We start from the raw sequence: 20,533 nt of genomic DNA, 5'->3' as shown, positions 1-20,533 counted from the left end.
TTGATCAAATATTGCGCATGTGGGCCAGCATCCGCGCAGCGTCGCGCAGCGGCGCCATCCCAAATAGGCGCGCATATTCGCGGCTGAACTGCGTCGCACTCTCGTATCCCACATCGTAAGCGGCGGCCGCTACGCTGCTGCCCTTGGCCACCATCAGCGTGCGTGCATGCATCAGGCGAATCCGCTTCTGGTACTGAACCGGACTCAATGACGTCGTCGCCTTGAAGTGGCGGTGAAATGCCGAGACGCTCATCGCAGCCCTGTCCGCTAACGCCTCAACGCGCAGGGGCAGATTGAAATCGCGTCGGATCCATGCGATGGCTGCCGCCAAGCGCGCCATGGCGCTGTCGGGCGCCGCGATTGCACGCAGCATGCTGCCATGAGGCCCTTGCAGCACGCGATACAGAATTTCGCGTTCGTATGCGGGCGCCAGCGCAGCGATATCCTCCGGATGGGCCATGAGGCCCAGCATGCGCGTCCAGGCGTCGAGCAGTTCCGGCGTCACGGCGGCGACCGAAAAGGCGTTGCCACCGTTTTGGGCGCAGCCGGGCGGCAGGCCTGCGATCAGTTCTGCCAAGATGGATGGCACCAGTGTCAGGGCCACTGCCATGTACGGCGCACCGGCCGCATCGGACCGGATCACGCCTACCGCCGGCAGTTCGACCGACATAACGAAATAGGTGGCCGGATCGTAGTCGAAGGTCTGCTCGCCCACCGTCATCGATTTGCCGCCCTGCAGGATTAGGTTAATCATTGGCTCGTACACAGTCGCCAGTTCGTGCTCGGGAATGGTGCCTCGCACCATCGCCACGCGCGGAATTCCGGTCTCCAGGCGCCCATTCCGGCCCGGGGCTGCCAGGGTACGCAGCCGGGCCATCTGCTCATCGATTTGTTTTTCCATGATGCATTGGACCTGAACGTATGGCATAGCGCAAGGCAAAAGCAGGATTAGGCAGGTTTTAGGCAGGATCGTATGTGCCCGACCATGCTATCGCCGCTACAGTGAACGCCTCACTTTCAATCACAGGAGCCTTACATGAATGTCATCGTCATAACCGGTGGAAGCCGCGGCATCGGGGCCGCAGCCGCCATCGAAGCTGCCAAACGCGGCATGGGCGTCATCCTCACTTACAACACAAATGTAGCCGCCGCAGACAAGGTAGTCGCCATCGTCGAAGGGTTTGGCGGGAAAGCCGTGGCGCTGCCGCTCGATGTCGGGGACGCCGACAGCTTTGACGCCTTCAAGGAGGCCGTCATCCAGGCGCTGGCGACCAAATGGTCCACCACGGCCCTGCACGGCCTGGTCAACAACGCCGGCTATGGCCTGTTCAATCGGATCGAAAATGTTACGGCGGCGCAGTTCGACGGCCTGATGGACGTGCATTTGAAGGGACCGTTCTTCCTGACCCAGGCGCTGCTGCCGCTGATGGCGTCCGGTGCCGCCATCGTCAATCTGACCAGTGCGACAACCCGCGTGGCCACTTCCGGTGTAGCACCGTATGCGGCCTTCAAAGGTGGCCTGGAAGTCCTCACGCGCTACATGGCAAAGGAGTTTGGCGCACGCGGCATCCGCGTCAACGCGGTCTCGCCAGGTGCAATTCGCACCGAACTCGGTGGCGGTCTGAATGATGAATTCGAAACCATGCTGGCCGGGCAAACAGCGCTTGGGCGCGTCGGCGAACCGGAGGATGTAGGACGTGTCATTGTCACCTTGCTCTCGTCTGAAACTGGTTGGGTAAACGCACAAACCGTCGAAGTGGGCGGCGGATACATCATTTAGGCGAACAAAGGAGCAGCGCAGCCTGCACGCCACGTTATCGCGCAAATCCGACGTGGCGGCAATCATGTACCAGCTCAAGCTGTGGCCGACTCTGACCCTCTACGCCGCCGACGGCCGCATCGAAATCGACAACTCCGCTGCCGAGCGGACGCTACGTGGCGTCGCACGTGGCTGCAGCAACGTCTTGTTTCCGGCATCGACAGCGGTGGCGAACGCGCCGCCGTGTACGGGTTGATTGGAACGGGCAGGCTGTACGGGATCGCCTTCGAACCTGTTGCGCCATGTCCGCCCGCATCGAAACCGCCCCTCCGTCGCTCTGATGGCCGGCACAGCTTTCCGAGCGGTCATGACGAACCAGGTTGTCCGGGCATTGGATACTTGACGCCAAAATCTCCTAAGCTTAAGACGCTCAACTTGTGGTTCAGATAATCGACCAGCAGGAATATCGGAGTACCTGACAAAGAAAATGACGCCGACTCTGTAAGCGTCACGGCGGTGAGTACACCGCCGTAGAGTTGGATGGCGAACACAATTGCAACGGCGCCGCCTGGCAACGGACCCGCAGTAAGCATGCAGAGGTGATGCCTTGGAGGCGTGGCGGAGAGGATTCGTGCAATCATATCTTGACCATCCAAGTGCTGCGGATGATGATCTCTACACGCAATTGGCTTGGCGCCGGTCAAGATGCTCAACTTGATTTCGTCAAAGCATTCTTGGCGCACAAAAGATCCGCCGAAGACATGGGCGCAGAGATTAAGCCCAATTTTCGCCAGTACACGTTCACGATCAATGAAGCTCGCGCTCATCTGCACCATGATCGGCGCCCCAGTAATGGATGTTCCGGGGCCTGCATTGTTTGCTGCCCCTGTCACCTGCTGACAGTTCCGTCTTAAGATAGTGAGAAATTGACTGTCCGTGCCTTTGTCGCCGGTGCGCAAAACGATCTGGCCGCCTGAGCGACGAAAAATCCGATGCGGACGATCCGGCACGTCGTCATTCGGGCGTTGGTCCTTCCAGATGCATAGCTCTGGAGGCTTGGATGAGACCGACCTTCCGGCCTCTTGATAGCAAATACCATCCCATTGATAAGTCAAGGTATCGTAGTGCACGCCATCTTCGCAGGCAGTTTTCGTGACGAGCAAGAGGCTGTCCTCCCTGAAGATCGTCTGAAGGCCGGTGGCAAATTGCTTCAGTTCGGACGCTTCGCTACCTTGGCCCTTCACCTGGTTTTCTCGGAGCGAGAACTGCGGCAACAGGGCCACTTGTCCACCCGCGCGAATTTCCGCTTCCGCGTCGCCTCCTTCAGGGAGGAAGATAGTGATGGATTCGGGTTGAAACTTAGGCCCGCCATTGGATTTTTTGCGCTTGCGACCTTGTGGTTGTGAATGAATCCTGGCGAACGCCTCGGGCGAGTTCCTCATCAACCCGGCTTCCATACGCGAAAACGTCTCGCTGTTGCATGTCTCACAAACGAGACCACGCAACATGAAGGCCCGATCGTCGCCGCCAAGGCCGGCGGGGAAAACATGCTCATCATTGAAGGGGCGCTGAAGGCCGCAGTAAATGCAACCGAGCTCGCACGCCTTGTCGCTGCCGGCGAAATTTCCGTCGTTCATAATCTTTGCTCCTGCCTGTCGGCAAAACGTAACGGTGGGGGCGACACCTACACACCTGTCGCCCCACCAGTTTAATCGCTCGGCAGTGGCAGGTGGCGCAGAATGAATTCGTGGTGTCCACCATGCGCCGCATACACGTACCGCATGGCCTGCGATACGGTGTGAAGGTTGAGTTGCTTGGCCAGCGCCGAAACCGGGCGTCCGACCAGATGTTGGCCAGTACGCTGCTCGTTGAAGGAAAAAAACACCTTGCGAGGACTCAGGGGCAGCGCCAACAAGAAGCTGCTGGCCATCGTGCCCATGTAGATCAGCGGCCTGTCGCCAATACACAGATCGACGGTGGACTGGGTGAAATCCTGGGTCATCCAGATCGCATCGCGGATCGCATTGGTCAGATTGGGCGACATCACGAGATCTGGCAGGATACGCGGCGCGATATCGTGAAAATCTCGGGCCGGTTGTTTTCCACGAAGTCAAGCAAGGTCTTGGCGGGATCGTTGCCCCTTGCGGCCAGGTACTCGTCCGGACGTTCGGCTAGCGTCTGGCGCAGCACATCGCCGCCGCGCGCACGCGCCAGGGCCATCATGTCAGGACCACGCACCATTAGCGAAACCAGGAAGCGAGTCCAGGCATCGACCTGCTACGGTGACAGTTTATCGACGCCCAGATTCATAATGGCGTGGTAGGCGCCGGCGCCAGGATCATCCACGTGCGGCCCCAGGAAGTCGCGCTCGATCCAGTTTGCGTCCGGAACGCTTTTCAGGCTATAGAGATGAAATAGCTTGGCCACGCCCTTGGGCGAATGCCGACCGTGGCGTAAATTCTTGTGATAGTCCCAGTGGAAGGTGGACAGTAGCCCGTCCGGGCCGGAGCGGCACGCTTCAAGCAGGAAACGCGGAACGAAGTGGTGTTAGTCATAAGCTGCCATGCCCCAGTATGGCTGCCACGGCTTGGCGTGGGGGCGTAGCCCGGTCTGGCCGCTAGTGTCCCTCAGACTCTCTGACCGATCGCTACATTGAACGCAATGAACACGCGATGACGGCCATCACCAAGTCGGTCGCGGAGATCTAAAACCTGTTGTCGCCGAACGGGACGGAGTTGGAGTAGTATGTGAATGCTGATCGGATGATTAGCGCCTGGGCCGTAAGGAGTTGCGGTCAATTTTTTTTGCATGGAGTTGCAAATGAGCCAAATCACAGGAACCATCACATCTCTCGCCACCCTCGGCGAAATTTTTCAAAAAGCCCCCGAAATCAACCGCCTGATCTTGAAGAAAGTTGATCAAGTAACTTGGAAAATCACCAAATCTGACGGCGAACGGCCAACTAATCTGCGGGAAGTTGCTGCACTCTCGGCGGGGAGGTTTGCCTATGAGCGGAACAACAAGCGAGGCTTCGAAGCACTGACCGGATATGCCATCGATAGCGATGAGCAAATCAAAGTCGTGTATCGGCTAACCGGCGAATGAACTGCTACCTACCGGGATAGATGGCGGCCGGTCACGCAAATAGGTGGCGGCATCTAAACGCGAACAGGTCATTTCTGCCACTTCTGCGCGGCAGGAGAATTTTAGTCGAACGCACTTCGGCGCTGCGTGGCCAGCGCATCTGACGCGGTGGCGGCGCGGGCCTGGTTCGAGAGAGCCGTCCCACCATTTCCAACGTTGGAAATGGTGGGCAAGCCGCGTCCTCGGCCGGAGGACTCCATTTTTGACGGCTAGGACCTTTTAGGCGCCAGGTTTGGTCTGCTGTTCTAGATACAACAGGCGCTGCTGATTCAGCCAGGGCGTCGCTTGCGCTCGCGGGCCGTGGTCCAAAGGGAGGACGGTACGTTTCGGCAGGTCCGTACTGGCGCAGGCCGTCAGCGCCGTGCCGACGCCGATGGTGATTAAGGTAGTAAAGAACTTGTTCATGATGCATTCCTTCGTAATAAATCAGTGCTCGGTGCCGCCTCTGGGCACCCATTGCAAATGTGGATCGATGTGCTGAACCAACCGCCAACAACAAACGCGATGGCAGGAGGAGTTCATTGCAGGAATGTGACGTCGATCTAGTTTCGCCAGCAACAGTGCAACACACGTAGCGCCACAGTCGACGGTGCTATGTGTCGCGACGTTGCGGCGGCAGTGAGGTCGTTGACCTCACGTTGCCAGGCGTCAGACACGCACAGCGCGTTCGAGCGTTCCGGAGTGCCAAACGCGCGTACCGGGACTGGCGGCGCAATACAGCAAAATGCAAAGGACATGCAGTCAGCTGTCGGCACATCGGGCGACAACATTACCGTTGCCCCCCCGGCCCGCATTTCCATCTGCAACGGCAAGTTCTGGGCAGTGCTGGGCAGCGGCAGGCTGCCCAGCAGAAGCATCCATTTGAGCCACAGCACCATGTGCCTTGTGACGATGTGTTTCATGGACGATCGGTCCCGGATGTCGAGACAGCCGCTGCGCGGATGGATCTACGGCGTATCAGCAGGTAGACTGCCGGCACGACGAACATCGACAGCAGCGGCGCGGTGATCATGCCGCCGACCATTGGCGCTGCGATACGCTGCATGACCTCAGAACCCGTGCCCGATCCGACCATGACCGGCACCAGCCCGGCGATGATCACGGCGACCGTCATCGCCTTCGGCCTGACACGCAGCACGGCGCCCTCGCGTATCGCGTCTAGGAGGTCGACCTCGCCTGCAGTGCCTTTTACCAGACGGGCTTCCCATGCGTGCTTCAGGTACAGCAGCATGATCACTCCGAATTCGGCCGACACGCCCGCCAGCGCGATGAAGCCAACACCGCTCGCGACCGACAGGTTGTGCCCCAATGCCCACAGCAGCCAGATGCCTCCCGCCAGAGCGAACGGCAGCGTCGCCATGATCAGCGCCGCCTCGTCGATGCGCTTGAAGGTCAGATACAGCAGCACGAAGATGATCAACAACGTCATGGGCACGACGACCTTGAGCTTGGCAGTCGCTCGCTCTAGGTATTCGAATTGCCCGGACCAGGACACCGAGTAGCCGGCCGGAAGAATGACTTCCTTGGCGACCAACTGCTGCATTTCATGCACCGCGGAGCTGAGGTCTCGGCTCCGGATATCGACATACACCCAGCCCGACAGGCGTGCGTTCTCGCTCTTGAGCATGGGTGGGCCGTCGTCGATCCGGATCGTGGCCACGTCGCCGAGCCGGATCTGCGCGCCACGCTCGGTCAGCACCGGCAGTTCGCGCAATTTCTCGACCGAGTCACGCACCTCGCGCGGGTAGCGCACATTGATCGGAAAGCGTTGCAGGCCCTCAACCGTTTCGCCGACATTGTCGCCGCCGATGGCGCTAGCCACGATGCTTTGCACGTCGGCGATATTCAAGCCATAGCGCGCCGCCGCGTCGCGGTCGATATGGATATCGACGTAGCGCCCGCCGTTGAGCCGTTCTGCGAGGGCCGACGATACGCCAGGTACGCGCTTGACGACCCGCTCGATTTCCCCGGTGATGCGATCGATCTCCTGCAGGCTCGCACCGGCCACCTTAACGCCGACCGGGCTCTTGATACCGGTGGCCAGCATGTCGATGCGGTTGCGGATCGGCGGCACCCAGATATTGGACAGTCCTGGCACTTTGACGATGCGGTCCAGTTCTTCCACTAGCTTATCGGTGGTCATGCCAGGCCGCCACTGGTCGCGCGGCTTGAATTGAATCGTCGTCTCGAACATCTCTAGCGGCGCCGGATCGGTGGCGGATTCGGCCCGGCCGGCCTTGCCGAACACGGTTTGGACTTCAGGCACGGTCTTGATCAAGCGGTCGGTCTGCTGCAGCAACTGCGCGACTTTGCCGGCGCCGATGCCTGGCAGTGCTGACGGCATGTACAACAGGTCGCCCTCATCCAGCGGCGGCATGAACTCACCGCCAAGGCGCGACATTGGCCAGATCGTCAGTAGCGCAATCACGCCGGCCGCTACCAGCGTGGCTTTGGGCCGCCGCAGTACAACCTCCAGCAGCGGGCGATAGAGCGCGATCAGCCATCGGTTCAGCGGGTTTTTTTGTTCATCCGGGATGCGTCCACGAATCAGGTAGCCCATCAACACCGGGATCAGCGTCACCGCCAAGCCGGCCGCCGCAGCCATCGCGTACGTTTTAGTGAAGGCCAGCGGTGCGAATAATCGGCCCTCCTGCGCTTCCAGCGTGAACACCGGAATGAAGGACAGCACGATGATCAACAGCGAGAAGAACAGCGCCGGCCCGACCTCAGCTGCAGCGTCGCCAATCACCGTCCACTGCGAGTCCTCCGTTAGCTTCTGGCCCGGGTGAGCGTGATTCCATGCTTCGATATGTTTGTGGGCGTTTTCGATCATCACGACCGCCGCATCAACCATGGCACCGATGGCGATGGCGATGCCGCCCAACGACATGATGTTGGCGTTCACCCCTTGGTAGGACATCACGATGTAGGCAATCAATATTCCCAGCGGCAGCGATACGATCGCCACCAGCGCCGAGCGGATATGAAACAGGAAGATCGCGCAGACCACCGCGACGACGATGAATTCCTCGATCAGCTTGTGCTCCAGATTGTCGACCGCGCGTTTGATCAAGTTGGAGCGGTCGTACACAGGAACGATGTCAACGCCGGCCGGCAGGCTCGATTTCAGCTTCGCGAGCTTGGCCTTGACGGCTTCGATGGTCTCCAGCGCGTTCTTCCCGGAACGCATGACAACCACGCCGCCGGCGACTTCGCCTTCACCGTTCAGATCTGCGATCCCGCGACGCATCTCTGGCCCCAGCTCCACGCGCGCCACATCGCCCATGCGCACCGACACGCCCGCATTCGTGGTCGTCAAAGGAATTTTTCGGAAATCGTCCAGCGACTGCAGATAGCCGGAGGCGCGCACCATGTACTCCGCTTCACCCAACTCCATCACGGAGCCACCGCTCTCCTGATTGGCGCGCTGCACGGCCTCGATCACCTTGCTGTGTGGGATGGAATAGGCGCGCAGCTTGTCGGGATCGAGCACGATCTGGTATTGACGCACCATGCCACCTACGCTGGCCACCTCGGAGACGTTCGGCACCGCCTTCAGCTCGAACTTCAGGAACCAGTCCTGGAAGGCGCGCAGCTGCGAGAGGTCAAGCTTGCCGCTGCGGTCGACCAGCGCGTACTCATAGATCCAGCCAACGCCGGTCGCGTCCGGCCCGAGCGCGGTCTTTGCCTGGGCCGGCAGGCGTGATTGCACCTGGTTCAGGTATTCCAGCACGCGCGATCTGGCCCAGTAGGAATCGGTGCCGTCTTCGAACAGGATATAGACGAAGGAATCGCCGAAGAAGGAATAGCCGCGGACGGTTTTCGCGCCCGGCACCGACAGCATGGTGGTGGTCAGCGGATAAGTCACCTGGTTCTCGACGATCTGCGGCGCCTGGCCCGGGTAGGTCGTGCGAATGATGACCTGCACATCGGACAAGTCCGGGATCGCATCGAGCGGTGTACGCGTCAGAGACCATACTCCCCACCCGGCGATGAACACCGTGGCCAGCAGGACCAGGAAACGGTTGCTGATCGACCAGCGGATCAGTTTCGCTATCATTTCTTCGCTCCCTTCGATACGGCAGGCATCTTCATGCCGTCCATGCCCTTGTCGTTGGTGTCGGGCGCATCCGCGACTGGCGAAATAGCGACGATCTCGAAGGTGCCGTCCCGGCGCGGCTTGATGTCGAACGCCACGCGGTCGCCCACGCTGACATTGCGCGGTAGCCCCGCCGCCGGTGCCTTGAACCCCATGGTCATCGCTCCCCACTGCAGGGTGGTGATGGGACCGTGGGAAATTGTGACCTCGTCCTTATCGATACGCTCGACCTTGCCTTGACCGTGGTGGAACGTTGCCTCCGTGGCCGATCCGGAGGGCTGGGCATCGCCCATGCGCGTCGTCGTTCCCTTCAGACTGGCCTCGGAATCGAGCAGGAACTGGCCCGACAGGACAATTTTCTGCCCGGCAGTCAGGCCCTTGCGGATCTCGGTCTTGCCATTGCCCTCGCCACCGAGTTCGACATCGACTGGCTGGAACTTTCCGCCGTCCTGTGCCAGGATGACAACGCTGCGCGTACCGGTCTGGATCACCGCCTCGGACGGCACCAACAGCACGTCGGCGTCGCGACTGGACGCGAAGGTGATCGTGGCGAACATGCCGGGAACCAGCTGCCCTCCCCTGTTCGCCAGCTCAATCCTTGCTTTGAGCGTGCGCGTGGCGGCGCTCACCTCCGGCAGCACCGCGCCGACCTTGCCCTTGAAGACGCCTCCCGGCAGCGCCGGCGAGCGCGCCTCGACGGCGTCGCCTGGCCGAACTTTGGCAGCCATGTTTTCAGGCACCTCTGCATTCACCCAAACCGTGGAAAGACCGTTGATGCGGAACAGTTGTGCGCCCGACGTCACGGTCATGCCTTCGCGGGCGCCCAGCTCCGCGACGACTCCGCTGACGGGGGCTGAGATAGTGATGCGCGGATGCACCTTGCCGCTCGATTCGACCAGCCGGATCTGCCCATCGGTCATGCCGGCCAGGCGCATGCGCTGGCGGGCGCCGTCGACTAGCGATGCGGTGTCGCTGCCTTGCATGTGGCGGGCCGTCAGGAATTCCTCCTGCGCTGCGATCCAGTCGGGCACATACAACTCGGCCAGCGGCTGTCCCTGCTTGACGGGGTCGAGCGCGGCGCGGACGTACAGGCGCTCAATGAACCCGTTGCTGCGGGCTTGTACCAGCGCGACGTCGCGGTCGTTGTACGCGACGCTGCCAACCGCCACGACACCGGACGACAGCCTGCCGGTATTGACTATGGCCGTGCGGACGCCCAGGTTCTGCTGGACGCGCGGGCTGACGGTGACGGACCCGTCGTCGCCGTCGGCGCCGGCGTAGACCGGCACGAGCTGCATGTCCATGAACGGTGATTTACCGGGCTTATCGAACTTTTGGCCGGGCACCATAGGGTCATGCCAGTAGAGCGGCTTCTTGCCGGTGTCGCCGGCGACTGTCACAGCTTCGCCTGTTGCTGGCGTGGCCTGCATGCCCTGGTGTACGCCAATCCGGTAGGCACCGTAACCGCCGGCCGCGATGGCAATGGCAATGGCGGTGATCGTCGCGAGAATATTCTTGTTCTTCATTTGGCTTCCTGGTGGTTGTTGGCGGCGGAATGCTGGGCGGCTCCGCCCTCGGGAAAGAGGAAATTCAGTTGTGCCCACAGGCGCGCGGTGTCCAGCTCCACCTCCAGCGCTTGCAGGCGGAGCTCGACTTCGCCGCGCCGCGTGGCCAGTACATCGGCCAGGGTCACTTTCCCGCCGCGATAGGCCGCCAGCACTGCCCGGCTGCGCTCGGAGGCCAGCGGCAACGATTCGTGGGTGTAGCGGGCAATCCGCTCCCGGCCGCTCTGCCAGGCGATGATCAGGCTGCGGGTCTCGGCGACATGCTCGCGCAGCATCTCATCGCGCTCGGCCTTCGTCTGCTCGACTACGGCAAGCTTGGCCGCCAGTTCACGGTCTTGCCGGTTCTTGCGGTCCCACTGCAGCGGCACCGAAATGCCGACCGACACCATGTTCGAATAGGCAGATCCACGCTGCTGGAACGCGACTTCGACGCTCCAGTCGGTGTGCTGATTCGCCCGTGCCAAATTGACGTCGGCTTGCGCGATGTCCTCCTGCTTGTTCAGGACTGCGATCTCTGGGTGGTGGGCGAGATCGGTGTCGAGCGAGGTTGGGTCCAGCCGAATACGCTCGATATTCGGCGCACCGGCCACCAGGGTATCTTCACCAGTCCAGCGGGCGAGCATGTTGTGGGCCGCACGCTGGCGGCGCTGGACCTCGCTGACGCGGTCATCGAGCGCGAGCAATGCGGAGCGGGCCGCGAGGATATCGGCCGAGCTGCCGCGCCCACCCCGGTAGGAAGCCTCTGCGGCTTCAATTTCCTGGCGCGACACGGCCGCGTGGGCGGAGACTGCGCTGGCCATTTGCTCCGTGTAGAAGACCTCCAGCCAGGCGATGGCAGTGTTGCGCTGGATGGCGGCCAGCGCCACGTCCTTTTGCGCCAGGGCCTTATCTCCTTCGATCTGATAGTGTGCGGAGCGCCAGTGCAGCTTGTCGGCGCGCGTCAACTCCTGCGACACACCGATCCGGCGCATGGTCATGAAGTCACTGCCAAGGCTAAGGCGATCAGAGCCGCTGACGGGCAGATTGTCGATGCCCACCTTCAGCACCGGATCGGGGCGCTGGCCGGCGGCGACTGCCATTTCATTAGCGGCAGTGATGGCTTGGTCTTGGGCGCCTAGCTGGCGCGAGCGGGCGACGGCCCGCTGCTGGGCCTCACCGATTGTCAGCGGCTGCGGCGCCGCCAGTGCGCCATGAATGGCGACGAGGAACGAGAGCGCAAGCGCGGCCTTCGGTACGCTCCGAGGACGGGAAACTCGCGCATTGGGATGTGCGGAAAATGGGGATGACATGATATCTCCAGAATGCGATGGACAACACCGCGCGCCGGGCTGGCGATGCGGTGACGAACTAGGCGCTCTGGAGGATTAAATGCGGAAACAGCAATGCTGAATGACCAAGGGCGGAGCCGTGGCGCGCGTCAGCGGGACAGATTCGAGTGAGGAAGTAAGCGAGAGATAGGCGCGCTCGATGCGCGGAAGCACGACTTCCAAGCTGCAGGCCATAAATGGCTGGACGGCCGGCGTGTCGGCAGTGTCTGCCGACTGGTGGCCCGTGTCGCAGTGTGCGCTGCACAGCGCTGGACTGCTCTTGTCCATGCTCATGTCGGTACAGCCGGGCATACCCGCCATGCTAACCATTTCTACCGTTTGCACCTTATCCGGCACTGGGCAGGCATACGCGGAAACAACCAGCTGAGCAAACAGCAAGCTGAACAGCATAATGATGGCCGCGATCGCGCGTGTAGGTTGTGACAGTTTCATGGTCCGCAAATGTTAGCACAACTCGCCGGCCACCGCCGAAGCAGTCAAAAATGAGCGCCTGCATGCGCGATGCTTCCGGTGCCGGCGTCTCGGCCGTCCGTCACTGTCCTTGGGTACTCAGTTTCCGGGTAATGCGCGCGATATTCCCGGCTGCGCAGTCGGCAGGCCACAACTCAACGATGTCGCCATCCTTTACATCGAGCGTTGGCGGCATTGGCGCGACCGCCGACAACATCAGGCGCCCGTGGTGATACCGGACCTGCACAAATCGCTGTGCGGCATATTGATCGAGCGGCAAGTTGGCCAGGCACTTCGGCAGCTGTGCTGGCGGCAGGTCGGCGGCATAAGTACTGACCACATGGCCGCGTCTCGCGCCATGCTGCCAGTCGACGGCGTCCAATGGAGCCGTCACGCATCCAGCGAGAACAAGTGAAACAACGGCCGTGGCGGTGACCGCGTTCAAACGGCGCATCCTGTTTTCGCTGCGATTCCAGGCACCTTTTGATGTTGACATGGAACGAGTGGCCTCTCTATTACTGCAAACGTAAAATGCGGCGTGCGCCGATGAGGACGATCACGCTGATAACAAAGCCCACCACCAGGTCCGGATAGGGGGAGCCTGTCCACGTCACCAGCGCGCCGGCGATGACCACGCCCAGGTTGGCAATCACGTCGTTCGCCGAGAAGATATAGCTCGCCTTCATGTGGGCGCCGTGATGGCGTTTTTTTGCGATGAGCATCAGACAAATCACGTTAGCGGCCAGCGCGACAGCGCCAATTCCCATCATGGCGACCGATTCGGGCTCGCTGCCGGTCACGCCACGGTGCACCACCTCGCCGAGTGCCCCCAGCGCGAGAATCACCTGCAACCATCCAGCCAAGTGCGCGGCGCGGCGTTTCAATGCCACGGAGCGGCCCACAGCATACAGGGCCAGGATGTAGACTGCAGCATCGGCGAACATGTCGAGCGAGTCGGCGATCAGGCCCGTCGATTCGGCCAGAAGACCCCATACCATCTCGACCAGGAACATGAGGCCGTTGATCGCCAGCAGCCAGCGCAGCGTCCGCGCCTCGCCAGCGTCATCGACCGGTTCAATTTCCGGCCATGCGCCGTCGGCAATGGGTTCGGAGGTGATCAACTGGGCGCCCAGGCCAAGCGGCGCGAGGCAGGAAAGGATTGCTTGGGCCTCGCCCTGGTGTGTCACGCTCAGCGTATGGGCGGCAAGGTCAAAATTGAGCGAGCCGATTCCAGCCACGCCTGCAAGCGCCATCCGGATCAGGTTTTCCTCTGATGGGCAGTCCATTTTGGGCAACAGTAAGACGCTCTCGCTGCGGGGTATGGCGGCGGCGAACGGTTCTTGGTCAAAGCCGGTATCTGTATTCATCCAACAAGGGTAAACCTTGAAGCCGCTCTAACGTCAAGCTGAATACACCCTTGAGTTCATTGCCTTGGTTGCAAGGTGTCGATGATGCGGCAGTTGGCCACCGTCCCGCCCTGGCACGACGCCAACATACTGGCCAGTTGCTCCTTGAGCACCACCAGATCGGCAATCTTCTGCTCAACCGCGTGTAAATGCTCGGACGTCATGGCCATCACTTTGCAGCAGTCTGCATCGCGCTGATCGGAGAACGCCAGCAGGCTGCGCACCTGGTCGATCGTAAATCCGGTTCCCCTGGCCCGCCGCACGAAGGCGAGCCGGTCCAAGTCCTCTTGGCTGTATTGCCGGTAGTTGCTGCCGGTGCGCGACGGCGTGGAAAGAAGTCCGATTTTCTCGTAATACCGGATGGTCGCCGAGGGCGTTTGCGCGGCGCTGGCCAGCTGGCCGATCGAAAAGGATATCGTCATGATGCTTGACCTTAAAGTGACTACAAGGTTTATAAACGTTGCATATCAACCCGTCAAGCGTCCGATTATGTACCTTCGAATACGTCATACCCTCATCAGAGGGCTCCTCATAGCCAGCCTACCGCTGACCTATGTTAGTCTGTGCACTATGTTGAAATTCTTTCGGGCCGCAAGCTATTTTGTTTTGCTCACCTTCGTCTTGAACCTGGGTGACTGGCCGTTTCTGGATGAAGTTTTGGAAGAACAGTCACAGGTTCAACATGAATCGGTTGTCGCGCCCCAGACCAATCCGGTGGCCAAGCCCGAGAGGACCCAAGTCAGTCATGCGGCCGGTCTTTACGCGTCACTGTCAAATTTGGCAGATATGCCCGTGCACGATTATTTTGTTGGCGCCGCCGAGCCTGACATTCATCTGGCGATAGTTGTCTCAGATTTTACATCCGCAAGCCCCATCCCTCTGGATCGTCCTCCCATATGTTCCTGAACTAAACCATTTCTTGATCCGGCGCGCTTGCGCCTGTTTTATCACGTCATCAGGTTTTACAGGAATCATTCATGGCTCATGTTTATACAAGGGTCGTTCGGATATTGCGCTTGCCGCAAACAGTCCGCGCGACCGTCATTTTTATCGTCTGCTTGTCAGGTGGCTACGCGCCCGCATCGTACGCGTGGAGCGCCGGTATCGGCTCGGAACTCAGCAGCATTCCCGCGCCATTGCCCGACGGGGAATTCGCTCCGACCTTGTCGCTCGATGCAGCCATCCAGTTGGCCACACGGCGTAACAGCGATATTCGCGCCGCAGCTAGCGAGATCGCGGCCACGGAGGCGGCACTGGTGCAGTCGGGAGCACGCCCCAATCCGGAACTCGCGTATTCGCTGGAGGATCTCAAAAAGGGGACCAGAACCACGACGGTGCAGCTCAACCAGATAGTCGAACTGGGAGGAAAGCGGAATGCGCGAATCGCCGCCGGCGAGCGCGCGCGGGACGCCGCTGCTGCCGACCGTGTTGTCAAGGTGGCCGATATCCGCGCCAACGTGATCGCCGCATTTTTCGATGTGCTCGTCGCCCAGGAAAGACTCGTGCTCGCGGATGCCGCGGTGGTCCTGGCGCAGCGAGGGAGCGAGATCGCCGGCAAGCGTGTTACTGCTGGCAAGATTTCTCCTGTCGAAGAAACCAAGGCGCGGGTCGCCCAGGCGAACGCCATGCTGGAACGGTCCCAGGCGAACACAGATGTAGTCGCCGCTCGCGGCCGCTTATGCGCGATGTGGAATGGAGATGTGCAGTGTTTTGGCGTTGCCAATGGGGTACTTGGCGATATGCCGGATGTTCCCAAGTTTGGGGACATCGCAACGTTGATCGCCGCGTCGCCGTCGGTGCGCCGCGCTGCCCTGGAGGTAGATCGCCGGAGCGCGCTGGCCGAGGTCGAGAAGACTCGGCGGACCATGGACGTGACAGTTAGCGTCGGCGTCAAGCGGGCCGAGGACATCGGACGCAATCAAGCGCTCATCGGCTTATCCGTGCCGCTGCCGCTGTTCGACCGGAACCATGGCAATGTATTGGAGGCACTACGCCGAACCGACAAGGCGAGCGATGAGTTGAGCGCCACCGAAAGCCGTGTGCGCGCCGACCTGTTGCAGTTCCATCAGCAATGGACCGCTGCGCGTGACGCTGTCTTGCTCTTGCGTAACGACATCCTGCCCGGCGCTCAGAGCGCCTACGACGCGGCGGTAAAGGGCTTCGAGTTCGGGAAATTCACCTTCCTCGACGTGCTCGACGCTCAACGCACCCTGCTGCAGGCAAAAACGCAGTATCTGAACGCGGTCGCATCCTTGCATCGCGCGCATGCCGAGATAGATCGCCTGACCGGCGCACCTATTGCCACCAATTCGCTCAATGGAAAGACCTCCCCGTGAACAAGCCCACCGGAAAACAATTGCGCTACATATCCGCCATGCTCGCCGTTGGCGTGCTGATCGGCGGTCTCATTCTGGGGATCGAACGCGGCGGTCAACGCGACGATGACGACAAGCCTGCCAGCGGCCCATCGGCGAGCACGGTCGCGGCCCCTGTATCCGCCGTCGCCGGCACGGCGGCGGAATCGGATCGTACTGGCGGCGACAGCGTCGTTACCCTGTCCGATGCGCAGGCCCGCCAGGCGGGTGTCACGATCGAGATGTCACAGGCGGACACCATCCGTACGATGCTGACCTTGTCGGGTGAAATCCGGGCAAACGGCGACAAAACCGCCATCGTGGTCCCACGGGTGGCCGGCATCATCGAATCCGTTACCGGAACACTGGGGCAACATGTCAAGCGTGGCGACGTGCTGGCGACCATCGCCAGCGCCACGATCTCCGACCTACGCAGCGAGTTGAACGTCGCCCAGCATCGACTGGCGCTGGCCAAAACCTCCTATGAGCGGGAACGTGTGCTCTGGAAGGAGCGTATCTCGGCCGAGCAGGATTTTCTGCTGGCTGAGCAGGCTTTCACCGAAGCGACGGTCGTGAAAGAAAATGTCCAGCAAAAACTGGCGGCGCTAGGCGCGGCTGGAACGAATGGGACGGCTTTGAACCGATATGAGGTACGCGCCCCGTTCGATGGCATGCTGACGGAGAAGCATCTGGTGGTAGGAAACGCCGTCAAGGAAGACACGCCCCTGTTTCAGGTCTCCGACCTGACCACGGTGTGGGCGGACATCAACGTCCCTGCGAATAATCTTGGCGCCGTGCGCGTGGGCGATAGCGTCACGGTACGGGTCCGGCAACAGGATACTTCCGCTATCGGGAAGATTACCTACGTGAGTGCGCTGGTCGGCGACCAGTCTCGCAGCGCGCTCGCGCGCGTCGTCCTACCCAATCCGAACACACAATGGCGCCCCGGACTGTTCGCGGACTTCGACGTCGCCGACGGGGAAGTCAAGGTTCCGGTCGCCGTGCGCGCCGACGCGCTACAGGACCTGGCGGGCAAACCAACCATATTCGTGCGTACGAAGAATGGTTTTCGTACTCAGGTTGTGACGGTCGGTCGCTCAGATGGCCGGCATAGCGAAATTGTCAACGGGCTGAAAACGGGCGTGCCATACGCCGCCAACAGCTTCATCTTGAAGGCCGAACTCGGCAAGAGCAGCGCCAAAGATAACGACTAGGACACCATCATGTTTGAACGCATCATACGCATCGCCGTCGAGCTGCGCTGGCTGGTCCTGCTCGCGGTCCTGGGCACGGCGGGACTAGGCATCTACAGCTATCAAAAATTGCCGATCGACGCCGTTCCCGACATCACCAATGTTCAGGTGCAGGTCAACACCGCGGTGCCGGGTTACTCGCCCCTGGAGACCGAGCAGCGCATTACCTACCCGATAGAGACAGCCATGGCCGGGCTGCCGCAGCTGGAGCAGACGCGCTCGATGTCGCGCTATGGATTGTCCCAGGTCACCATCATCTTCAAGGAGGGGACCGACATCTACTTTGCACGGCAACTCGTCAACCAGCGCATCCAGGAGGCAAAAGACAGCCTGCCACCCAATGTCAGCCCGACGCTGGGACCGATCTCTACCGGTTTGGGAGAGATTTATCTATGGACGGTCAAGGCCGATGCCAAGGCCAGGAAGGTCGACGGCACCGCTTACTCGTCGATGGACTTGAGGGAGATCCAGGACTGGGTCATTAAGCCGCAATTGCGCAATGTGACGGGGGTGACGGAGGTCAATTCGATCGGCGGCTATACCAAGGAGTATGAGGTGGCACCGTCGCCCGAGAAGCTGGCCGCCTATGGTTTGAGCTTGCAGGATGTGGTCAGCGCGCTGGAGCGCAACAACGGCAACATGGGTGCCGGATATATCGAGAAGCTGGGCGAGCAGCTTTTACTCCGGCTGCCCGGACAGGTGTTGTCGCTGTCGGACATCGGCAACATCGCGCTGACCAATATTCAAGGCGTAACGGTTCGCATGCGCGATGTTGGCAGCGTCAGCCTCGGCCGCGAGCTCCGTAACGGGGCAGCGACGGAAAACGGCGAGGAAGTGGTGCTTGGCACCGTGTTCATGCTCATCGGTGAAAACAGCCGCGCTGTGTCCCAGGCCGTCGATGCTAAGCTGGCGCAGATCAACCGCACGTTGCCTCGGGGCGTGCGCGCCGAGCCTGTGTATGACCGCACCGTGCTGGTCGACAAGGCGATTCACACGGTCAAGCAGAACCTGTTGGAAGGCGCGGTGCTGGTGATTGCAGTCTTGTTCCTGTTTCTGGGCAATCTGCGCGCGGCGTTGATCACGGCGCTCGTGATTCCGTTGGCGATGCTGTTCACCTTCACCGGCATGGTCACTTACAAGATCAGTGCCAATCTGCTCAGCCTTGGTGCGCTCGACTTCGGCATCATCATCGACGGCGCTGTCGTCATCGTGGAAAATTGCGTTCGGCGCCTAGCCCATGCCCAAGCGGTGAAGGGCCGGCCATTGAGTCGAAGCGAGCGACTACATGAAGTGTTCCGCGCATCGAATGAGGCGAAGCGGCCTCTGCTGTTCGGGCAAATGATCATCATCGTCGTGTATTTTCCCATCTTCGCACTTACCGGCGTGGAGGGAAAAATGTTTCATCCGATGGCGTTCACGGTGGTCATCGCTCTCGTGGCGGCGATGGTCCTGTCGATCACCTTCATTCCCGCAGCGGTTGCGTTGTTTATCGGCAGCAAAGTCAGCGAGTCCGAAAACCGCTTGATGGGCGTAGCGCGGCGTGCCTACGTCCCCCTGCTGGGCAAGAGCATGCGCAACAAGCCGGTCGTGCTCACAGGCGTGGCAATCGTCGTCGTGCTATGCGGTCTGCTTTCTACGCGGCTGGGTAGCGAATTCATTCCGAGTCTGAACGAAGGCGACTTCGCGATCCTGGCCCTACGCATCCCCGGAACAAGCCTGACACAGGCGGTGCTGATGCAGCAGCAGGTCGAGCACACCCTAAAACAGGGCTTCCCTGAAATTGAACGTGTGTTTACCCGCCTGGGAACAGCGGAAGTTGCAACTGACGCCCAAGGCCCGAATATCTCTGACGGTTACATCATGCTCAAGCCAGAGGCTCAATGGCCGACTCCGCGACGCTCCAGACCGGAGTTGCTGGCGGCGATGCAGTCCGCTGTTGAGAAAATCCCCGGCAGCAACTACGAGTTCTCTCAACCGATCCAGTTGCGTTTCAACGAATTGATCTCCGGTGTGCGCAGCGACGTGGCCGTCAAGGTCTTCGGCGATGACATGACGGTCCTGAACGATGTCGCGGCCAAGGTGGCGGCCATTCTTGAGAAGACGGCTGGCGCAGCTGACGTGAAGGTCGAACAAACGGCCGGGCTTCCCATGCTGACCATCGACATTGACCGAGACAAGATCGCCGGCTACGGCATCAGCCTCGCCGATGTCCAGGAAACCGTCGCCACCGCCGTCAACGGCAAGTCGGCTGGTATTGTCTTCCAGGGAGACCGACGGTTCAATCTGGTGGTCAGGTTGCCCGAACAGGTTCGCAGCGACCTGGATGCGCTGCGCCGCCTGCCGGTGGCGTTGCCAAAAACTGCAGCACCGGATGGAAAAAATAGCTTTGTGCCACTCGCGGCGGTGGCGACACTGAACCTCACGCCGGGTCCGAATCAGATCAGCCGCGAGGACGGCAAGCGGCTGGTGGTGGTCAGCGCCAACGTGCGGGGCCGTGATATCGGCTCGTTTGTGTCCGAATCGCAGCAGGCCATCGATCGGCAGGTGGCGCTACCCGCCGGCTACTGGCTGCGCTGGGGTGGACAATTTGAGCAATTGCAGTCAGCTCTCGGCACGATCAAAATCATCGTGCCGGTCGCTTTGCTGCTGGTGTTGGCGCTGCTCTATCTGATGTTCGGCAACCTGACCGACGGCCTGCTGGTGTTTAGCGGAATTCCGTTTGCCTTGACCGGCGGCGTCATCGCCTTGTGGGCGCGCGGCATCCCGATCTCAATTTCGGCAGCGGTTGGTTTCATCGCCTTATCCGGTGTCGCGGTGCTGAACGGGCTGGTCATGGTCGCGTTCATCCGATCGCTACGTGAAGGTGGCACCGACCTCGACACCGCCGTCGAGGAAGGCGCCATCGCACGGCTGCGTCCCGTCCTGATGACAGCGCTGGTCGCTTCCCTTGGTTTTATCCCGATGGCGATCGCGACGGGTACCGGGGCCGAAGTGCAGCGGCCGCTGGCCACCGTGGTCATTGGCGGTATCCTGTCGTCGACGGCGTTGACGTTGCTCGTGCTACCGTTGCTGTATCGTCTGTTCCACGGCGCAAATGAGGACGAATTCGATTCCGTGTCGACCGCGCAGAGGTCGGTCGTCGATTCCGACGGTCCTGCAAGCGCATGACCCCGCA

At 60.8% G+C, this 20,533-nt stretch carries 19 protein-coding genes and 1 pseudogene; 7 read left to right on the top strand and 13 right to left on the bottom strand.

Annotation, left to right across the window (positions count from 1 at the left end; all coding sequences use genetic code 11):
* Positions 1-4: 4 nt before the first annotated feature.
* Positions 5-901 (bottom strand): AraC family transcriptional regulator, encoded by an 897-nt coding sequence (locus GEV01_RS02895; RefSeq protein WP_175022887.1) that lies wholly within the window; start codon positions 899-901, stop codon positions 5-7.
* Between the two features lie 135 nt (positions 902-1,036).
* Here GEV01_RS02895 and GEV01_RS02890 point away from each other — a divergent pair, with 135 nt between their 5' ends.
* A complete protein-coding gene (locus tag GEV01_RS02890) occupies positions 1,037-1,780 on the top strand; it encodes an SDR family NAD(P)-dependent oxidoreductase (protein WP_152801519.1) in 744 nt (247 codons plus the stop codon).
* A gap of 28 nt (positions 1,781-1,808) precedes the next feature.
* Positions 1,809-2,162, top strand: a pseudogene (locus GEV01_RS31480) (IS66 family transposase); the annotation flags it as partial.
* Here the strand turns inward: GEV01_RS31480 and GEV01_RS02880 are convergent.
* The 3 genes from GEV01_RS02880 to GEV01_RS02870 all read right to left on the bottom strand — a co-directional run bounded on the left by GEV01_RS02880 (position 2,125) and on the right by GEV01_RS02870 (position 4,000).
* Positions 2,125-3,396 (bottom strand): hypothetical protein, encoded by a 1,272-nt coding sequence (locus tag GEV01_RS02880; protein WP_152801514.1) that lies wholly within the window; start codon positions 3,394-3,396, stop codon positions 2,125-2,127. The pseudogene GEV01_RS31480 and the gene GEV01_RS02880 overlap by 38 nt on opposite strands.
* Before the next feature lie 71 nt (positions 3,397-3,467).
* Positions 3,468-3,803 (bottom strand): hypothetical protein, encoded by a 336-nt coding sequence (locus GEV01_RS02875; protein WP_152801512.1) that lies wholly within the window; start codon positions 3,801-3,803, stop codon positions 3,468-3,470.
* On the bottom strand, positions 3,803-4,000 hold the full coding sequence (locus GEV01_RS02870; RefSeq protein ID WP_152801510.1) for a hypothetical protein: 198 nt from the start codon (positions 3,998-4,000) through the stop codon (positions 3,803-3,805). Before GEV01_RS02870 ends, GEV01_RS02875 begins: the two co-directional genes overlap by 1 nt.
* 579 nt (positions 4,001-4,579) lie before the next feature.
* Here GEV01_RS02870 and GEV01_RS02865 point away from each other — a divergent pair.
* On the top strand, positions 4,580-4,864 hold the full coding sequence (locus GEV01_RS02865) for a hypothetical protein (RefSeq protein ID WP_152801509.1): 285 nt from the start codon (positions 4,580-4,582) through the stop codon (positions 4,862-4,864).
* A 258-nt stretch (positions 4,865-5,122) separates the two neighbouring features.
* Here the strand turns inward: GEV01_RS02865 and GEV01_RS02860 are convergent, their stop codons facing one another.
* The 9 genes from GEV01_RS02860 to GEV01_RS02820 form a co-directional block, all read right to left on the bottom strand.
* A complete protein-coding gene (locus tag GEV01_RS02860; protein ID WP_152801507.1) occupies positions 5,123-5,308 on the bottom strand; it encodes a hypothetical protein in 186 nt (61 codons plus the stop codon).
* 137 nt (positions 5,309-5,445) lie between these two features.
* Positions 5,446-5,805: a hypothetical protein gene (locus GEV01_RS02855; protein WP_152801505.1), complete on the bottom strand. Its 360-nt coding sequence runs from the start codon at positions 5,803-5,805 to the stop codon at positions 5,446-5,448.
* A complete protein-coding gene (locus GEV01_RS02850; protein WP_152801504.1) occupies positions 5,802-8,963 on the bottom strand; it encodes an efflux RND transporter permease subunit in 3,162 nt (1,053 codons plus the stop codon). Before GEV01_RS02850 ends, GEV01_RS02855 begins: the two co-directional genes overlap by 4 nt.
* The gene (locus tag GEV01_RS02845) at positions 8,960-10,528 is read right to left on the bottom strand and encodes an efflux RND transporter periplasmic adaptor subunit (protein ID WP_152801501.1); all 1,569 of its coding nucleotides are present in this window, start codon (positions 10,526-10,528) and stop codon (positions 8,960-8,962) included. Before GEV01_RS02845 ends, GEV01_RS02850 begins: the two co-directional genes overlap by 4 nt.
* A complete protein-coding gene (locus GEV01_RS02840) occupies positions 10,525-11,856 on the bottom strand; it encodes a TolC family protein (protein ID WP_152801499.1) in 1,332 nt (443 codons plus the stop codon). The genes GEV01_RS02845 and GEV01_RS02840 overlap by 4 nt, the downstream gene beginning before the upstream one ends.
* A gap of 75 nt (positions 11,857-11,931) precedes the next feature.
* Positions 11,932-12,327 (bottom strand): hypothetical protein, encoded by a 396-nt coding sequence (locus tag GEV01_RS02835; protein WP_152801497.1) that lies wholly within the window; start codon positions 12,325-12,327, stop codon positions 11,932-11,934.
* Between the two features lie 100 nt (positions 12,328-12,427).
* Positions 12,428-12,841, bottom strand: a complete 414-nt coding sequence (locus GEV01_RS02830) for a hypothetical protein (RefSeq protein ID WP_152801495.1) — start codon at positions 12,839-12,841, stop codon at positions 12,428-12,430.
* 19 nt (positions 12,842-12,860) lie between these two features.
* On the bottom strand, positions 12,861-13,712 hold the full coding sequence (locus GEV01_RS02825) for a cation transporter (protein WP_152801493.1): 852 nt from the start codon (positions 13,710-13,712) through the stop codon (positions 12,861-12,863).
* A gap of 56 nt (positions 13,713-13,768) precedes the next feature.
* Positions 13,769-14,173: a MerR family transcriptional regulator gene (locus tag GEV01_RS02820; RefSeq protein WP_152801491.1), complete on the bottom strand. Its 405-nt coding sequence runs from the start codon at positions 14,171-14,173 to the stop codon at positions 13,769-13,771.
* Here GEV01_RS02820 and GEV01_RS02815 point away from each other — a divergent pair.
* From GEV01_RS02815 to GEV01_RS02800, 4 genes are all read left to right on the top strand, one after another.
* Positions 14,172-14,657 carry a hypothetical protein gene (locus GEV01_RS02815; protein WP_152801489.1) on the top strand — a complete coding sequence of 162 codons (486 nt, stop codon included), beginning with the start codon at positions 14,172-14,174 and terminating at the stop codon, positions 14,655-14,657. The two genes, GEV01_RS02820 and GEV01_RS02815, sit on opposite strands and share 2 nt — an antisense overlap.
* A gap of 71 nt (positions 14,658-14,728) precedes the next feature.
* Positions 14,729-16,087, top strand: coding sequence for a TolC family protein (locus GEV01_RS02810; RefSeq protein ID WP_152801486.1), 1,359 nt, complete (start codon positions 14,729-14,731; stop codon positions 16,085-16,087).
* The gene (locus tag GEV01_RS02805; RefSeq protein WP_328595419.1) at positions 16,084-17,319 is read left to right on the top strand and encodes an efflux RND transporter periplasmic adaptor subunit; all 1,236 of its coding nucleotides are present in this window, start codon (positions 16,084-16,086) and stop codon (positions 17,317-17,319) included. The genes GEV01_RS02810 and GEV01_RS02805 overlap by 4 nt, the downstream gene beginning before the upstream one ends.
* A gap of 9 nt (positions 17,320-17,328) precedes the next feature.
* Positions 17,329-20,526 (top strand): efflux RND transporter permease subunit, encoded by a 3,198-nt coding sequence (locus tag GEV01_RS02800; protein ID WP_152801484.1) that lies wholly within the window; start codon positions 17,329-17,331, stop codon positions 20,524-20,526.
* Positions 20,527-20,533: the final 7 nt, after the last annotated feature.

This window comes from Rugamonas rivuli (assembly GCF_009380165.1).
Classification (GTDB): domain Bacteria; phylum Pseudomonadota; class Gammaproteobacteria; order Burkholderiales; family Burkholderiaceae_D; genus Rugamonas; species Rugamonas rivuli.
Note: the sequence above shows the minus strand (reverse complement) of the source record. Positions and strands in the feature narration are given on the sequence as shown.

What these genes read in the sequence shown, in the direction of transcription:
- GEV01_RS02895 (WP_175022887.1), bottom strand. Translation starts at nt 901, where the DNA reads ATGGAAAAACAAATCGATGAGCAGATGGCCCGGCTGCGTACCCTGGCA.
- GEV01_RS02890 (WP_152801519.1), top strand. Translation starts at nt 1,037, where the DNA reads ATGAATGTCATCGTCATAACCGGTGGAAGCCGCGGCATCGGGGCCGCA.
- GEV01_RS02880 (WP_152801514.1), bottom strand. Translation starts at nt 3,396, where the DNA reads ATGAACGACGGAAATTTCGCCGGCAGCGACAAGGCGTGCGAGCTCGGT.
- GEV01_RS02875 (WP_152801512.1), bottom strand. Translation starts at nt 3,803, where the DNA reads ATGTCGCCCAATCTGACCAATGCGATCCGCGATGCGATCTGGATGACC.
- GEV01_RS02870 (WP_152801510.1), bottom strand. Translation starts at nt 4,000, where the DNA reads ATGGTGCGTGGTCCTGACATGATGGCCCTGGCGCGTGCGCGCGGCGGC.
- GEV01_RS02865 (WP_152801509.1), top strand. Translation starts at nt 4,580, where the DNA reads ATGAGCCAAATCACAGGAACCATCACATCTCTCGCCACCCTCGGCGAA.
- GEV01_RS02860 (WP_152801507.1), bottom strand. Translation starts at nt 5,308, where the DNA reads ATGAACAAGTTCTTTACTACCTTAATCACCATCGGCGTCGGCACGGCG.
- GEV01_RS02855 (WP_152801505.1), bottom strand. Translation starts at nt 5,805, where the DNA reads ATGAAACACATCGTCACAAGGCACATGGTGCTGTGGCTCAAATGGATG.
- GEV01_RS02850 (WP_152801504.1), bottom strand. Translation starts at nt 8,963, where the DNA reads ATGATAGCGAAACTGATCCGCTGGTCGATCAGCAACCGTTTCCTGGTC.
- GEV01_RS02845 (WP_152801501.1), bottom strand. Translation starts at nt 10,528, where the DNA reads ATGAAGAACAAGAATATTCTCGCGACGATCACCGCCATTGCCATTGCC.
- GEV01_RS02840 (WP_152801499.1), bottom strand. Translation starts at nt 11,856, where the DNA reads ATGTCATCCCCATTTTCCGCACATCCCAATGCGCGAGTTTCCCGTCCT.
- GEV01_RS02835 (WP_152801497.1), bottom strand. Translation starts at nt 12,327, where the DNA reads ATGAAACTGTCACAACCTACACGCGCGATCGCGGCCATCATTATGCTG.
- GEV01_RS02830 (WP_152801495.1), bottom strand. Translation starts at nt 12,841, where the DNA reads ATGTCAACATCAAAAGGTGCCTGGAATCGCAGCGAAAACAGGATGCGC.
- GEV01_RS02825 (WP_152801493.1), bottom strand. Translation starts at nt 13,712, where the DNA reads ATGAATACAGATACCGGCTTTGACCAAGAACCGTTCGCCGCCGCCATA.
- GEV01_RS02815 (WP_152801489.1), top strand. Translation starts at nt 14,172, where the DNA reads ATGATGCTTGACCTTAAAGTGACTACAAGGTTTATAAACGTTGCATAT.
- GEV01_RS02820 (WP_152801491.1), bottom strand. Translation starts at nt 14,173, where the DNA reads ATGACGATATCCTTTTCGATCGGCCAGCTGGCCAGCGCCGCGCAAACG.
- GEV01_RS02810 (WP_152801486.1), top strand. Translation starts at nt 14,729, where the DNA reads ATGGCTCATGTTTATACAAGGGTCGTTCGGATATTGCGCTTGCCGCAA.
- GEV01_RS02800 (WP_152801484.1), top strand. Translation starts at nt 17,329, where the DNA reads ATGTTTGAACGCATCATACGCATCGCCGTCGAGCTGCGCTGGCTGGTC.